12 protein-coding genes are annotated in these 14,841 nt (G+C 45.5%); 4 read left to right on the plus strand and 8 right to left on the minus strand.

The genetic code is table 11. The annotated features are described in order from the left end of the window. Positions 1-215: 215 nt before the first annotated feature. The 4 genes from L1D11_RS09950 (at position 216) to crp (ending at position 3,358) form a co-directional block, all read left to right on the plus strand. The gene (locus L1D11_RS09950; RefSeq protein ID WP_239832407.1) at positions 216-1,196 is read left to right on the plus strand and encodes a hydrolase; all 981 of its coding nucleotides are present in this window, start codon (positions 216-218) and stop codon (positions 1,194-1,196) included. A gap of 129 nt (positions 1,197-1,325) precedes the next feature. Next, positions 1,326-1,538 carry a YheU family protein gene (locus tag L1D11_RS09955; RefSeq protein WP_239832406.1) on the plus strand — a complete coding sequence of 71 codons (213 nt, stop codon included), beginning with the start codon at positions 1,326-1,328 and terminating at the stop codon, positions 1,536-1,538. Positions 1,539-1,615: 77 nt separating this feature from the next. Continuing rightward, a complete protein-coding gene (locus tag L1D11_RS09960; protein ID WP_239832405.1) occupies positions 1,616-2,485 on the plus strand; it encodes a phosphoribulokinase in 870 nt (289 codons plus the stop codon). Between the two features lie 240 nt (positions 2,486-2,725). Beyond that, positions 2,726-3,358 carry a cAMP-activated global transcriptional regulator CRP gene (crp, locus tag L1D11_RS09965; protein WP_004410522.1) on the plus strand — a complete coding sequence of 211 codons (633 nt, stop codon included), beginning with the start codon at positions 2,726-2,728 and terminating at the stop codon, positions 3,356-3,358. Positions 3,359-3,533: 175 nt separating this feature from the next. Here the strand turns inward: crp and L1D11_RS09970 are convergent, their stop codons facing one another. From L1D11_RS09970 to L1D11_RS10005, 8 genes are all read right to left on the minus strand, one after another. Then, a complete protein-coding gene (locus L1D11_RS09970; protein WP_239832404.1) occupies positions 3,534-4,325 on the minus strand; it encodes a DUF1338 domain-containing protein in 792 nt (263 codons plus the stop codon). Between the two features lie 208 nt (positions 4,326-4,533). Then, positions 4,534-5,991 (minus strand): succinylglutamate-semialdehyde dehydrogenase, encoded by a 1,458-nt coding sequence (gene astD / locus L1D11_RS09975; RefSeq protein ID WP_239832403.1) that lies wholly within the window; start codon positions 5,989-5,991, stop codon positions 4,534-4,536. 39 nt (positions 5,992-6,030) lie between these two features. Continuing rightward, positions 6,031-7,050: an arginine N-succinyltransferase gene (gene astA / locus L1D11_RS09980; protein WP_239832402.1), complete on the minus strand. Its 1,020-nt coding sequence runs from the start codon at positions 7,048-7,050 to the stop codon at positions 6,031-6,033. Between the two features lie 107 nt (positions 7,051-7,157). Beyond that, the gene (locus L1D11_RS09985) at positions 7,158-8,369 is read right to left on the minus strand and encodes an aspartate aminotransferase family protein (protein ID WP_239832401.1); all 1,212 of its coding nucleotides are present in this window, start codon (positions 8,367-8,369) and stop codon (positions 7,158-7,160) included. Between the two features lie 464 nt (positions 8,370-8,833). Next, positions 8,834-9,412, minus strand: coding sequence for an aminodeoxychorismate/anthranilate synthase component II (locus L1D11_RS09990; protein ID WP_102425085.1), 579 nt, complete (start codon positions 9,410-9,412; stop codon positions 8,834-8,836). Between the two features lie 199 nt (positions 9,413-9,611). Next, positions 9,612-12,548 carry an ExeM/NucH family extracellular endonuclease gene (locus L1D11_RS09995; RefSeq protein ID WP_239832400.1) on the minus strand — a complete coding sequence of 979 codons (2,937 nt, stop codon included), beginning with the start codon at positions 12,546-12,548 and terminating at the stop codon, positions 9,612-9,614. 381 nt (positions 12,549-12,929) lie between these two features. Then, the gene (gene trpS / locus L1D11_RS10000; RefSeq protein WP_061033627.1) at positions 12,930-13,946 is read right to left on the minus strand and encodes a tryptophan--tRNA ligase; all 1,017 of its coding nucleotides are present in this window, start codon (positions 13,944-13,946) and stop codon (positions 12,930-12,932) included. A 151-nt stretch (positions 13,947-14,097) separates the two neighbouring features. Beyond that, on the minus strand, positions 14,098-14,784 hold the full coding sequence (locus L1D11_RS10005; protein ID WP_239832399.1) for a phosphoglycolate phosphatase: 687 nt from the start codon (positions 14,782-14,784) through the stop codon (positions 14,098-14,100). Positions 14,785-14,841 lie beyond the last annotated feature (57 nt).

A 14,841-nucleotide genomic window follows, 5' to 3' on the forward strand; every position in this document is an offset into this window, starting at 1 on the left:
TTCGGTGCACCCTAGCAAAACGAGTGCTCATAGCAAGCAGAGGCTAGCTCGTACAAGTTTGATAATATTCAATCAGTTACTCACAACATGTTTTTACATTGAGTCTCAGTGAAAGGCTTGCGCTTGCACCGAGAATCAACCAAGCTCAAATAAAAACGTGGGCGCATCGCAATACTTAATACTTTTCAAAGCCCATAAAAAGCACGGACTGTTTTATGACCATATTTACCGCAGCAGCTGGTTTATCTAACCCACACTTACAAACTTTAGTGCCAAGGTTTATCAGAAAGCAGGCGCTGTTCCATCCTACATGGCAAACCATAGAAACGCCTGATGATGATTTCCTAGACCTTGCTTGGAGTGAATCACCAGATAGCGATGAACTAACAAGCAACAAACCTATCTTCATCCTATTCCACGGATTAGAAGGCAGTTTTGAGAGCCCTTATGCCAACGGACTGATGAATGCATTTGCGAAGGATGGTTGGTTATCCGTGATGATGCACTTTAGAGGCTGTAGCGGTAAACCGAACCGTTTGGCTCGTGCTTACCATTCTGGCGAAGTCGAAGATGCTCGCTTTTTCCTAAGACATCTACACGCAAAATTTCCTAATAACCCCAAGGTAGCGGTCGGCATCTCTTTAGGCGGAAACATGCTAGCAAATTATCTGGCTGAGTATTCAGACGATCCTCTGCTATCAGCAGCAACCATAGTGTCAGCTCCGTTTGATCTGGCTTGTTGCGCAAGTCGCATTGAGAAAGGCTTTTCTAAGCTCTACAAGAAGTACCTGCTCAGCTCTCTCAAATCAAACGCCCTAAAAAAGATTAACCTGCTGCAAGAGAAGCTCGACATCACCGCTGAGACGATTAAGAAGATTGATAAGTTGTATGAGTTTGATGAACGAATCACCGCACCTCTGCACGGATTCAAGAGCGCTCAAGACTATTACGCACAGTGCTCTGCCCTTCCTAAGCTAAATAAGATAAAGCTACCGACTCAGATCATCCATGCTAAAGACGATCCTTTCATGACTGATGATGTGATTCCTAAATTCGTTCTGCCGGATAACATCGATTATCGATTGTTCCAGAAAGGGGGTCATGTTGGGTTCATTACTGGTAGTACACTAAAACCAAGATTTTGGTTAGAAGAAGCGCTGCCTGCCTACTATGAAAGCATTCAAGATTCGGTATAACGCTAAGCCTGCTAAATATAAACGCGAAACCTTGCTAAGATAGCGTATCGACTTTTAGGGAATTGTGTTCAAAAAGTCACTGAACACACATCAACAACTTATTAATGAACATAAAAGAGAGAAGTATTTATGATCATCTCATGGAAAGACATTGAGCCTGACACGCTGGAAAACCTCATCAAAGAATTCGTACTGCGTGAAGGTACAGACTACGGCGACGTGGAGATCTCTCTACAAAACAAGATTGACCAAGTGAAACATCAATTAGCTTCTGGTGAGGCTAACATCGTGTTTTCTGAACTGCACGAAACCGTTGATATCCAACTCACAAAACGCTTCTAAGCTGCGCTTAACACAGAGCCGTGTTATAGTGGAAAACGATTGCTAACAAGTAAGTTACTCATAAGACAAGGGTTGTCATGTCCGCTAAACATCCAATTATTGCGGTAACTGGTTCTTCAGGAGCCGGCACCACCACTACCTCAGAAGCCTTCCGAAAAATGTTTAACATGATGGAGGTGAAGGCCGCTTGGGTTGAAGGGGATAGTTTTCACCGCTTCACTCGACCAGAAATGGACGTCGAGATCCGCAAGGCACGTGAGCAAGGTAAGCACATCAGCTACTTTGGCCCACAAGCCAACGACTTCGCAGCATTAGAAGAGTTTTTCCGTAAATACGGTAATGAAGGCACTGGTAAAGTTCGTAGTTACCTACATACGTTCGATGAGGCTGTACCTTATAACCAGATGCCGGGCACCTTCACGCCATGGCAAGATATCCCTGAAAATTCAGATGTGATGTTTTACGAAGGCCTGCACGGTGGTGTGGTTGATGGCGACATCAATGTCTCTCAACACGTCGATCTTCTGATTGGCATGGTCCCTATCGTAAACCTAGAGTGGATTCAAAAGTTCGTTCGTGACACTCGCGATCGTGGCCACTCACGCGAAGCAGTAATGGACTCCATTGTTCGTTCAATGGATGATTACCTCAACTATATTACCCCGCAATTTTCGCGTACTCATATCAACTTTCAGCGTGTTCCAACCGTAGATACATCAAATCCACTCAACGCCAAAGGGATTCCAAGTTTAGATGAAAGCTTCGTTGTTATACGTTTGCGCGGCATCAAAAACGTCGACTTCCCGTATCTTTTGGCCATGATTGATGGCTCATTCATGTCTCGTCATAACACACTAGTGGTGCCAGGTGGCAAGATGAGTTTTGCTATGGAGCTCATTGTGAGGCCAATCCTACAACAACTCATCGAAACCGGGAAAATAGGTTAACAAAACAACATTCTGGCTGATTACTTTTCATACCGTGATCATGTGCACAATTTTGCGTAAAAAATCGTAGCTTGGTCACGATTAAAATCAAGAAATAGTACCTGAAAAAGGATACTATTCTTAAACGAAACACAAGATAGCTTGCAGCGCTCACCGAGTGCTCTTATCCTAAGAAGTCAATTCAGGCTTAGCTAAAATACGGAAAGCGGCAAGCATACCCTGCAGAGGAAGTGAGATATTATGGTTCTAGGTAAACCTCAAACCGATCCAACATTAGAGTGGTTCCTTTCACACTGTCATATTCATAAGTACCCTTCAAAAAGTACTTTGATCCATGCTGGTGAAAAGGCAGAGACCTTGTACTACATCGTTAAAGGTTCTGTGGCAGTTCTTATTAAAGACGAAGAAGGTAAGGAAATGATTCTTTCTTACCTAAACCAAGGCGACTTCATCGGTGAGCTAGGCTTGTTCGAAGAAGACCAAGAGCGTACAGCTTGGGTTCGTGCTAAATCTCCTTGTGAAGTAGCTGAAATTTCTTTCAAGAAGTTCCGTCAACTTATCCAAGTGAATCCAGACATCCTAATGCGTCTTTCAGCGCAAATGGCAAGCCGCCTACAAGTAACTAGCCAAAAGGTTGGTGACTTAGCGTTCCTTGACGTAACTGGTCGTATCGCTCAAACGCTACTAAACCTGGCGAAACAGCCAGATGCAATGACTCACCCTGACGGCATGCAAATCAAGATCACTCGTCAAGAGATTGGCCAAATCGTTGGTTGTTCTCGTGAGACAGTAGGTCGTATCTTGAAGATGCTAGAAGAGCAGAACCTAATTTCTGCACACGGTAAGACTATTGTGGTGTACGGCACTCGTTAATCTCGATTAACTAGGTCAAAAATATGAAAGCCACCAAATGCAAATTTGGTGGCTTTCATATTATCTAAAGATCGGATTCGAGATGCGAATGGAGCACATGACGCCCTCGCCTGTAAACATTCTCGAAGCGAAGCGCCTCACATCTCTAGGGGGAAACCCGTACTCGTATCTTTCTTTAACCGTTGGTACTTTCGAAGATTTTGTCCGCCGATGCAGCAACAAAACCGGTATAAAGCTCACCATTGGCCATCGCATAGCGCTTAGCGAACTCATAGAAGCCACCAGGAATCATCTCATTGCCTTCAACAAATGCCACTGGGACTTTGTCCGCCATGGTTGATGATTGCTCTAATAACACCTCTGGAGAGCCTTTCACCTCACCACCAGATGCGTTAATCGTAAAGCCAGCATCACTCAGGTAGTCATTCACTGCTTGTACTTCATCGAACTTGTTCAGTTGATTGACACTGACCGTGAAGTGGTTGGCACCGTAACCGTGAGCTGCTAACCAAGAGGCGTATTCACTCTTCTTCGCTAGCAGTTGAAAATCAGCGAAGCTCAAATCCCAGAGGCGGCCACCAAATAGGAATTCATGACCTTGCAGTTTACTAGCATCGACTTGCTCAACCAATTTGGCGACGATTTGTTGTAATTCACTAGAGCACTCTTCTACCTTCAACTCACTAATGAACACTTTCGGTTGTTTTGGATCTGGGTGTTCGTAGTGTTTAGCCACTAGCTTCTTGCTTTCAAACAAGTAATCGCCACATGCTTTATAACCCAGCTCAAGGAAAGGTTTGGCTAATGTTTCGATACCTAGAGGAGCAACATTAAAAGTACGCAATGCAATGTGATCGTTGATCAGCGCTTCATCTTCTTTTAACAAATGATGTACTTTCTCTGCCGATGGGCAAAGCCTGTGAATGTAATCGTCCCATAGGGATTTAAAGAGTAGATCGGGCGTCATGGTGACTCCTTGTCAGAGGTTCTAGCAAGCTAGTAATTTGGATTAGAAAGGGAGAGACTGAGACACAAAGTCAGCAGCCTGTGACATACTTGTTCTATTATTATCTACCGCCCAATCTTGATGCTGAGCGTGGTTAGAATAAGGAAGCAACAGTTCGCTTCCTTATCTCATAACTATCGAATAAGCCTTAGCTTAATATCAATCTAAACTACAGCTCGATACCTGGGCTAAATATTGCTGGCAGTTGAGTTTCGCCACCTTCCATTGAAGCCATTGGGTAAGCACAGTAATCCGCCGCATAGTAAGCACTTGGACGTAGGTTACCTGACGCACCCGGGCCACCGAATGGTGCATCACCACTTGCACCTGTTAGCTGGCGGTTACGGTTAACAATACCCGCGCGGATATGGTCAACGAAGTACTCCCACTCAGAATCGTCTGTCGATACTAAACCTGCTGACAAACCAAAGCGAGTGTCGTTAGCTAACTCAACCGCTTGCTCTAGCGATTGGTAACGAACCACTTGTAGCAATGGACCAAAGTACTCTTCATCTGGCAACTCAGCAATGTTGGTTGCATCGATAATGCCTGGAGAAACAAACGCCGCTTCGCCCGCTGTTGCTTCGACTAGACTTACACCGCCTAACGATTGCAGATTCGCTTGCGCGTCCAGAATGAACTTAGCCGCAGCTTCAGAGATCTGTGGCCCCATGAAGGGTGCTGGCTCAGCGAATGGCTGATCGACACGAATCTTCACGGTCGCAGCAACGAGCTTATCCAGTAGTTGATCGCCCTTCTCTCCAACAGGAACATACAAGCGACGTGCACATGTACAACGTTGACCCGCACTGATGAAAGCCGATTGGATGATAGTGTATACCGTTGCGTCTGCATCACCGTATTGGTCGCTGATCACCATAGGGTTGTTGCCGCCCATTTCTAGTGCCAGCATCTTGCCCGGTTGGCCCGCGAATTGACGGTGAAGGATGTGACCCGTATTGGCACTGCCTGTGAACAGCACACCATCAAGACCTTTCGCATCCGCTAATGCTATACCGGTCTCTTTAGCACCCTGCACTAGGTTGATTACGCCAGCAGGAAGACCGGCTTCTTGCCATAGCTTCATCGCAAATTCACCTGTCCAAGGCGTCTGCTCTGACGGTTTAAATACCACAGTATTTCCCGATAGTAGTGCGGGAACAATATGACCGTTCGGTAGGTGACCTGGGAAGTTGTAAGGGCCAAATACCGCCATTACGCCCAACGGACGGTGACGAAGTACAATTTGGTTACCCGCCGCTTCACGTGATGCTTCACCTGTACGCTCGTGGTAAGCACGAATAGAGATAGCGATCTTGCCCGCCATTGCGCCCGCTTCAGTTCGAGTTTCCCAAATAGGTTTGCCCGTCTCTTTTGCGATAATTTGCGCGATCTCTTCGCTGTGCTCTTTTACTTTTTCCGCGAACTTCAACACGATCGCTTCACGCTCAGCAAAGCTCAGTTTCTTCCAAACTAGAAACGCTTCGCGAGCCGCTGTCACTGCAGATTCAACCTGTGCCGGTGTTGCGCTATCACCTTGCCACACTACTTCGTTGTTATATGGGCTTACTGATGTCATGGCGTCACCTTGACCTGCCACCCATTGTCCTGCTATCCACTGAGTCATACTTCTATCCTTAAAATCTTCGACAGATAATCGCTGCTCTTATTGAGCCAGCATGCGAACGAAATCGCCTTCTTTTACTTCAAGAGCGCTTGCTACTTCAGATGATAAAATCACTGTGTTGCTTGCTTGGTCATACGCACCTTTCGCAGCTACTGCGCGGAAGTTCTCAAACGAGGTATTACCAATTAGGAAGTCTTTAGAGCTAGAGTGCTCTGCAATTTGAACCTGTGCTCGAACGGAGTGACGTACAGATTCGATGTTTCTTAAATCACACTCAACCGTTGGTCCCGCATCAAAGATGTCGACGTAACCACGATTAGTGAAACCTTCACGTTCTAGCAGTTTCAATGCTGGAAGGGTGTTGTCGTGCACTTGACCAATCACCGCCTGAGCTTCTTCACTCAATAGGTTTACATAGATTGGTAGCTTCGGCATTAGGTCCGCGATGAAGCCTTTCTTACCAATACCCGTTAGGTAATCGGCGAGTGTGAAATCAATCGAGAAGAAGTGCTCTTGCAACCATTTCCAGAATGGCGAGTTGCCTTCTGCATCTGATACACCACGCATCTCAGCAAAGATCGTTTTAGAGAAACGCTCTGGGTGCTCAGCCATCAGTAGGAAACGACACTTAGACATGAGTCTACCGTTTAAGCCTTTTCGGTAATCAGGACGTAAGAACAGCGTACAAATTTCGCTGCAACCTGTATAGTTATTACCAAACGTCAGCAGCTTAACCACGTTATTCACTTTAAGGCGCTGTGAAGAGTGAACCACTTTACTGATGTGGTACGAGTAAAAAGGCACATCCCAGCCAATCGAAGCTTCGATACCTGTTGTACCAGCGACTTCGCCAGTTTCAGCGTCAAAGCCCACCATTAGGTAGCCTTCATCACCAGGTTCAGTCACGTCTGCTTTCGCAAAGCTGTATTCAGAGTGGGTAATTCGGTTAGTTAACAATTCTTCGTTAACCGGAAGAGATGTGAATCCATGACCTGATTCAACTGCACAGGTGTGCAGCGCATCGTAATCAGACAGTTTTATTGGGCGAACAACTAGCATCAATATTCCCTCCAGATGCAAAATAGGCCCAAAACCAGAAGCTTGGGCCTTTAGCAGTACGTCATGGGATCGCTCTAATGGCGATCATTCCTATGACGCCGCTCAGGCTAAACTAGCGTAGCGATTGCTTTGTCTAGTTTTGATAAGCCTTCTTCAATTTCTTGTTTAGTGATAACCAGTGATGGAGTAAAACGAACCACGTTTGCACCCGCAACCAGTACCATTAGGCCTTGCTCGCCTGCTGCTACTAATACGTCGCGCGCACGTCCTTGCCATTCGTCATTCAGTGCAGCACCTAACAATAGGCCTTTACCACGGATCTCACTGAAAATTTGGTATTTGTCGTTAATCATAGTTAGACCATCACGGAATAGCGCTTCACGCTCTTTCACGCCAGCCAGAGTTTCAGGTTGGCTAACCACGTCAACCACAGCTTCAGCTACCGCACACGCCAGTGGGTTACCACCGTAAGTAGAACCATGCGTACCAACCTTGAGGTGAGTCGCAAGTTCAGATGTCGTAAGCATTGCGCCGATAGGGAAACCGCCACCTAGTGACTTCGCCGTGCTTAAGATATCTGGTGTTACACCTAGACCTTGGTAAGCATAGAAATCACCAGTACGGCCATTACCTGTTTGTACTTCATCAAAAATCAGCAGTGCATTGTGTTTGTCACACAGTTCACGAACCGTATTAACGAATTCAGCCGTTGGAGAAATGATACCGCCCTCACCTTGCAGAGGTTCCATCATGATTGCACAAGTGCGATCAGAGATGTGTGCTTCTAACGCTGCAATATCATTGTAAGGCAGGTGAGTAACATCGCCAGGTTTTGGACCGAAGCCATCAGAGTAAGCTTCTTGACCACCAACCGTTACGGTAAAGAAAGTACGGCCGTGGAAACCTTGTTTGAATGCAATGATTTCAGATTTCTCAGGACCGTGAACATCCGCCGCCCAACGACGAGCTAGCTTAAGTGCTGCTTCATTCGCTTCTGCGCCAGAGTTCGCAAAGAATGCTTTTTCTGCAAAACATACGTCAGTTAGCTTCTTCGCTAGACGCAGTGCAGGTTCGTTAGTCATTACATTACTTAGATGCCAAATTTTGTTTGCTTGCTCAGTAACGGCATTCACCATTGCTGGGTGACAGTGACCCAAACAGCTCACGGCAATACCACCAGCAAAGTCGATATACTCTCGGCCTTGTTGGTCCCATACGCGTGCGCCTTCCCCTTTTACTGGGATCATTTCCATTGGGTTATAACAAGGCACCATCACCTCATTAAACAGACTACGTTCTACATTATTTTCCACTGTCATCGTACATTCCTTTTCGATACCGCAAGCTTCGCAAATAAGCGTAATGATTCATAAGTGAGACGATAAAATTTTGTCTCGCCACAATCCCGCTGCAGCATTATATTTACATTTAATTAACGTTTTCAATAGTGGATTATTCTTTAGCCATCCCTCACAACCAGCTAAACCTCACTATCTATGACTATTTATGCATCAATCAACCTGTTTTATGAAGCTTTTTTTACGTAAACGCCTATCCAGCAACGGCAAAGCCTTACTGGCACAGCGGTAAATTGGGTTCGAGAGGAAATACGGCGAATAACTTTGCATAGGTTAAAAAGTTAGCCTAACGAGGAAGAAATGTTATAAAAAGTGATCGGCGTCAGAAGGATCGAGCCCAGTAAAACTCGAATTAAAACGCGTAACGAAGGAGTTGGCAGGTTAAGCTCACCTATTTAGGAGAATAAAACGCCTGCTTTAAACATTTAACGTGCTAAAAAGTTAGCGAGAAGTTGGTGCCCTTGCTCTGTTTTAATCGACTCAGGGTGAAACTGAACCGCATCAATTGGCAAGGTTTTGTGTTGATAGCCCATGATCTCATCCATACTGCCATCTTCAAGTTCCGTCCAAGACGTCAATTCAAAGCAATCTGGTAGTGTGCCGTTTTTTACCACAAGGGAGTGGTAACGCGTGACGGTTAGTGGGTTATTCAGCCCTTGGAAAACACTCTTACCATTGTGGCGTATCGGTGAGGTTTTACCGTGCATCACTTGTCTTGCTCTCACCACTTCACCGCCAAACACTTGAGCAATAGCTTGATGGCCAAGACACACACCTAAGATAGGTAGTTTACCAACGAAGTGTTCTATGACTTGTAGAGAGATACCCGCATCATCCGGCGTACAAGGACCCGGGGAGATCACAAGGTGACTAGGATTCAGCGCTTCAATACCCGCAATATCAATTTCATCGTTGCGTACAACCTTTACAGTTACCCCTAACTCACAGAAATACTGATATAAGTTATAGGTAAAAGAGTCATAGTTATCGATGATAAGTAACATGGGTGAAATCGTTTGCTAAATACTAAATGATTGGGGGATATAGGGGCGGTATTGTGCAATACCCATAGCGAAAGGCAAGTGGAAACTGCATTTGACCAATAATTAAGGCCAACCTAAGTTGACCTTAATTGTTTACAGATAGCCTTAATTTATCTGAATTGGCTTTCTTGTATGGCAAGCCAATCTATTTGTGATTGACCTACTTACGACGACGCCACATTGCTAAGCCAAACGTTGAAATCAGTGCACCAAAACCAAACGAACCACCGTTATTTTTAGGAGCTGTCACAGTCACTTCACGCTCGGAGCTAAACTTAACTGTTTCACCAGTAGGGTCCATTAATTTTTCCGTTAGTAAGTACTGACCTTGTGCTATTTTTTCGTCAAATTCAATATTAACACTTCGAGCATCAATATCGGCTTGCACCAAAGTCGCACTTGCAGCATAACCTTGAGGTTCTGAGTTGGATGATGTTGCTTGAATAGCGCCTGCTGGTGTTAAGCTAACCGTCAGTACATCATTAACAGCTGCATTTGGTGGCAGACGAACTTCCACTACTAGGTTTTCACCTGAGCTTGGTAGAGCGATATCTGTATCTGGGAAATCAATCGCGATGATCACAGGATCGTGGTCAGACGCAGAGAACGCATCTTTATACTTTGGCATATCACCGGTGTACTTGCTGCTGTATTCGAACAAGTTACTTTCTAGTGAGTTGATGTGCCAATCTTCAATCGCCACCACTTTTTGTGCCAAGCTGTTGCTCGCCAACGCGTGGTCTAGGTTACCTAGCTCACCAGAGTAGGTGTATGAGAAGGTGTCTGCGCCGTGAAGTACTGTGTTCAGGTTATGGTAACCGTAGCCTTTTTCAATTTTGGTCTTCTCCACTTGAAGCTCACCACTACCAATGGTTGTGTAAGCAGCTGTGTAGATGTCACGGCCGTATTTCTCTTTCGAGTAATCAGTCAGTGTAAGCAGAGGGTCTTCCATGCCATACGCGTTTAGGTCACCCATTACTAGCACATCACCTTCAATGCCTTTTAGAGCGTCACCCACAACGTTGGCTGCAGAAACACGGAAGTTGTTACAGTTGCCTTGCAGATCCGCCGGCTCAGAGTCTTCTACGCCAGCGATCCATTCTTCAATACATTCAGAACCTTTCGATTTGAAGTGGTTAACAACAACAGATAGATCTTTACCTGTCTCTTTCACCGTAAAGGTCTGTAGCAAGCTATGACGCTGGTATTTGTCGTAAGCTGGGTTGCCTTCTGCATCGTCACCACGTGTAATGGTGTTTTCTTCGATGTGCTGCTCTGGCGTCACAATCACTTTCGCTGCTTCTTTTGGCGTCACTTCGTTTGCACGGTATAGGATCGCCACCATGATCGCATCGCTACCAAAGTACTCATCTTGGTATTTGTCTTGCTCCGCGATTTCAACGTAAGTGTAATGATCTTCTGTGTCTTCGATTTCAGCGTTCAATGCATCCACCAAGTTCTTCACAGCACTGCTGTCACCAAAACCGTTGTTCTCGACTTCCATCAAACCAATGATGTCAGCGTCCATCTTGTTCATCGCCGCAACGATTTTCGCTTGCTGGATCAGAAACTCATCTAGGTTAGTCGCCCCACGGTTTTGTCCAGTTGGGTTTTCATGGCCACTGTCAGCCACAGAGTTGAAATAGTTCAGTACGTTGAAGCTGGCGATACGCAAATCTGAACCCGCAATCGCTGGAGCATCTTTACGAGCCACGTCGAAGCCTTCACCTGAAGTGACGAAGTTGGTGTTATCGACTTCATTGGTCGCAATCAGGCGGTACTCGTTATAGCTGTATACCACCGCGCCTTGTAGACCTTCTACTCGCGAACCAAGGCGAATGTGCTGCTCAGAAGAGCCATCTTGGTCTGCATCTTTTGCAAAGTCAGGGTAGTAAGGAATTTGGCCGTTTGGTGCTTTACCATCTGACTCTAGGTATACGCGATTTGCTGCGTTGTCTTTTGCTAGCTCAACGGCTGCATCGCTCTCTGCTGCGTGTAATTGAGTCGGCTTAAACAATGGCGCTTCATGAGACAGCATCATGTTGTTACGACGAGAGTCGTAGTCGTAAGAGAAGTTGCGAGTTACCAACAAGTCACTTGACGAGGTTAGTTCAACTTGCATGCCTTCATGACGCTCAAGCGCATCACGCAGCGTCTCACCTTCTTTGATAACAAGATCGGTAACTCGAGGGATATCCGATGTGCCTGTTTTCACATAGCTGTTAGCATCAGAAGCTAGCTGAGTATTGCTGTAGTACTCTTGAACTTTACCTTTAACACAAACAACGTCACCAGCTTTTAGTTCCGTGTCTGCTGCGTCAGTATGAATGAACAAGCCTTCTGAGGTCTTATCGTTGTTATCACTTTCTAGTGCTTGTAGGTAGAAACCTTTGGTTAGGCCAGTGGTAACAGCAGTAACGACACCAGTTACGAAATGATCTTCGTCGGTAATGTATGGGTAACCATCAATCAATGGAGATGTATCGCCTTCACCTTGAATCTCTTGAATGGTAGTGAAGTTAGGTTGCTGACCGTCTACTTCACAAGCGAATGGTGCTGGTGGCTCAGTCGCATTTAGCTCACCAAGACCGTCAATGTTGTCTTTCTCAAATGCTGTCCACCGAGATGCATCATAGGTAGCAGAAGGGGTGAGTGCATCACTGTTACGAACCAATGTGGAGTCTTTACCAAAATCTACGTCACCCATCACACCGATGATGTCGTGCACTTCACCATCTTTAAGCAACGCGATCGGATCGTCACCGTTAAAGTTCGCAACGCTTTTATCTGTGATATCCGCGATAGCTTTGATGGCATCGCTCGCATCACCATGTGCCAGTACATACACTTGATTCGCTTGTAGCGTCACTTGGCTAAGGTCGATTGTGCTGCCCCAAGTACCGCCACCATTTGATGATTTAGCTAGCTCGTAGCCGGATAGCGTTACCGCTGCATCACCTGTATTCGCGATTTCAACCGCTTTGTTGTAGGAGCCGCCTTCAACATACTGGGAGAGAATAATTTCTGCGTTAGCGTTGGCACTAAGCGCGCTGGCAATAGTCAGTGCAAGTAAAGAGGGTTTGATTAACGTATCCATTGTCATACCTGATATTTATTTGAATGCAAGCTAAGCCCTGAGCAGAGCCTGCTATTTGTGTCTAATATCAGGTTTATTTATGAAAGAAATAAGTCAGTTAGCAAGAAAATGAGGAACTTATCACTTTGGAATCATCAATTGTTTGGCGCGGCATGCATTTCCAACATAAATAGAAATAAGCGCACATTTATAAAGCCTAAACTTACTTAATAAGACACTCTGCACAACATTGACATTACAAATATGTTAGCCGCCACATATATAAACTATAAATTAAAATAGCATGATTATTGGGAAGCCTTAATTGGCAGACACTAAAAAGCCCAAAGTAAACGCAGTTACTTTGGGCTTAGATTTTATCGCGGAAGGTTTTGGTTCACCCTATGGGCGAGTTACAAAACCTACTGCTTCGTATGCTTTCTTCAGCGTTACGGCTGCGCGCTCAGAGGCTTTTTCTGCGCCCGCTTTCATTACTGCGTCCATGTAGGCACGGTCAGCACGGATGCGGTGGTATTCCGCTTGAATCGGCTCAAGCATCTCAACAATCGCAGCACCCACATCTTTCTTGAATGGGCCGTACATTTCAACACCTTGGTACTGCGCTTCAATCTCTTCGAATGTTTTACCTGTTGCTGCCGAGTAAAGGCCCATCAGGTTAGAGATACCCGCTTTGCTTTCCCAATCATGAGCAATACGTGGTGGTGTTTCTGCATCCGTTTGCGCTTTGTTGATCTTCTTGATGATCGACTTAGGCTCTTCTAGCAGAGTAATCACGTTCTTACGGTTGTCGTCCGACTTAGACATCTTCTTGGTCGCATCTTGTAGGCTCATTACACGTGCATTCACTGTTGGGATGTACGGTTCTGGCACTTCGAAGATTGGCTGTTCTGGCGAGTAGATGTTGTTGAAGCGAGTTGCGATATCACGCGCTAACTCTAGGTGTTGTTTCTGGTCGCTACCTACTGGCACTTGGTGAGCACCGTAAAGCAAGATGTCTGCAGCCATCAACACTGGGTAATCAAACAAACCTACGTTTACGTCGTTTGAGTGACGTGCAGATTTGTCTTTAAACTGAGTCATTCGGCTCAGTTCACCCATTTGTGTGTAACAGTTAAGAAGCCAACCAAGTTGAGCATGCTCTGGTACGTGAGACTGAACAAATAGCGTGCTCTTCTTTGGATCAACACCGACAGCAAGACAAATAGCTAGTGCGTCTAGAGTCGCTTCATGCAGTGCTTTCGGATCTTGGCGAACCGTAATTGCGTGAAGGTCTACAACACAGTATTGGCAATCGTAATCATCTTGCATCTGTTGCCATTGACGTAGAGCACCCAAGTAGTTACCGATACTTAGTTCACCAGATGGTTGAACACCACTCAATACGATGGGCTTGCTCATGGTTTTAATTCCTTTGCTTATTCGCTAAGTTTATTGAACGCTTAGCTTCTTAACTTAAATATAGAAAAGCCGCACAGCTCTTTCTGCGCGGCTCATCCAGTGTACTCATTGATAAGTATTTTGCTAGTGGGTTAGCTAACTTTTGTACGCTTTATGCTGAAACTAGAACGACATCGAGCAATTGCGCAACGTTATCCGCCACATAGTCAGGGTTTGATGCTGAAATCGGCTCGCCGTGGTTATAACCGTAAGTCAGACCAAACGAGTGACAGCCTGCATTCTTAGCCGCTTTGATGTCGTTGCTTGAATCACCAACCATTAGCATCTCTTCTGCTTTAACGTTGTGCTTTTCTAGCAACCAGTTCAGCGCTACTGGGTTCGGTTTTTTCTCTGGGAAAGAATCACCGCCCAACACATCAACAAAGTACTTATCAATACCGTGTTGCGCCAGAACGTCGGGTACAAACTTCGATGGCTTATTGGTTACCAATGCCATAGTAAAGCCCGCTTTGTTCAGGTCTGCCAGCGTTTCTTTTACTGATGGGTAAAGGTGGCTTAGCTTATGACCGCCCTGCTCGTAGAAATCATCAAACAAAATACGCGCTTTTTTCAGCAGCTCTGGCTCTAAACTTGGGTCCACAGTTAGGTCGCGGCTTAATGAACGACCGATAAGCACGTCAGCACCATTACCTACATAGTCACGAACTTGCTCTTCACTCACTGAAGGGAAACCTAGCTCCTGACAAGCTTGGTCAGCAGCTACTGCCAAATCAGGCACGCTGTCTAACAAGGTTCCATCCAAATCAAAGGCAATCAGTTTTATTGAGCTTAATGACATCTTACTTTCCTATTAATTGTTTTCGTCTCATTTGTTGAGCAATAAGACGTAAAAAAG

The sequence above is a fragment of the Vibrio sp. Isolate32 genome (assembly GCF_022397955.1).
Taxonomy (GTDB): domain Bacteria; phylum Pseudomonadota; class Gammaproteobacteria; order Enterobacterales; family Vibrionaceae; genus Vibrio.

Bases quoted from the DNA above. Each gene is read 5' to 3' on its own strand.
- L1D11_RS09955 (WP_239832406.1), top strand. From the start codon at position 1,326: ATGATCATCTCATGGAAAGACATTGAGCCTGACACGCTGGAAAACCTC.
- L1D11_RS09995 (WP_239832400.1), bottom strand. From the start codon at position 12,548: ATGGATACGTTAATCAAACCCTCTTTACTTGCACTGACTATTGCCAGC.
- L1D11_RS10005 (WP_239832399.1), bottom strand. From the start codon at position 14,784: ATGTCATTAAGCTCAATAAAACTGATTGCCTTTGATTTGGATGGAACC.
- L1D11_RS09970 (WP_239832404.1), bottom strand. From the start codon at position 4,325: ATGACGCCCGATCTACTCTTTAAATCCCTATGGGACGATTACATTCAC.
- L1D11_RS09960 (WP_239832405.1), top strand. From the start codon at position 1,616: ATGTCCGCTAAACATCCAATTATTGCGGTAACTGGTTCTTCAGGAGCC.
- L1D11_RS09990 (WP_102425085.1), bottom strand. From the start codon at position 9,412: ATGTTACTTATCATCGATAACTATGACTCTTTTACCTATAACTTATAT.
- astD (WP_239832403.1), bottom strand. From the start codon at position 5,991: ATGACTCAGTGGATAGCAGGACAATGGGTGGCAGGTCAAGGTGACGCC.
- trpS (WP_061033627.1), bottom strand. From the start codon at position 13,946: ATGAGCAAGCCCATCGTATTGAGTGGTGTTCAACCATCTGGTGAACTA.
- astA (WP_239832402.1), bottom strand. From the start codon at position 7,050: ATGCTAGTTGTTCGCCCAATAAAACTGTCTGATTACGATGCGCTGCAC.
- crp (WP_004410522.1), top strand. From the start codon at position 2,726: ATGGTTCTAGGTAAACCTCAAACCGATCCAACATTAGAGTGGTTCCTT.
- L1D11_RS09950 (WP_239832407.1), top strand. From the start codon at position 216: ATGACCATATTTACCGCAGCAGCTGGTTTATCTAACCCACACTTACAA.
- L1D11_RS09985 (WP_239832401.1), bottom strand. From the start codon at position 8,369: ATGACAGTGGAAAATAATGTAGAACGTAGTCTGTTTAATGAGGTGATG.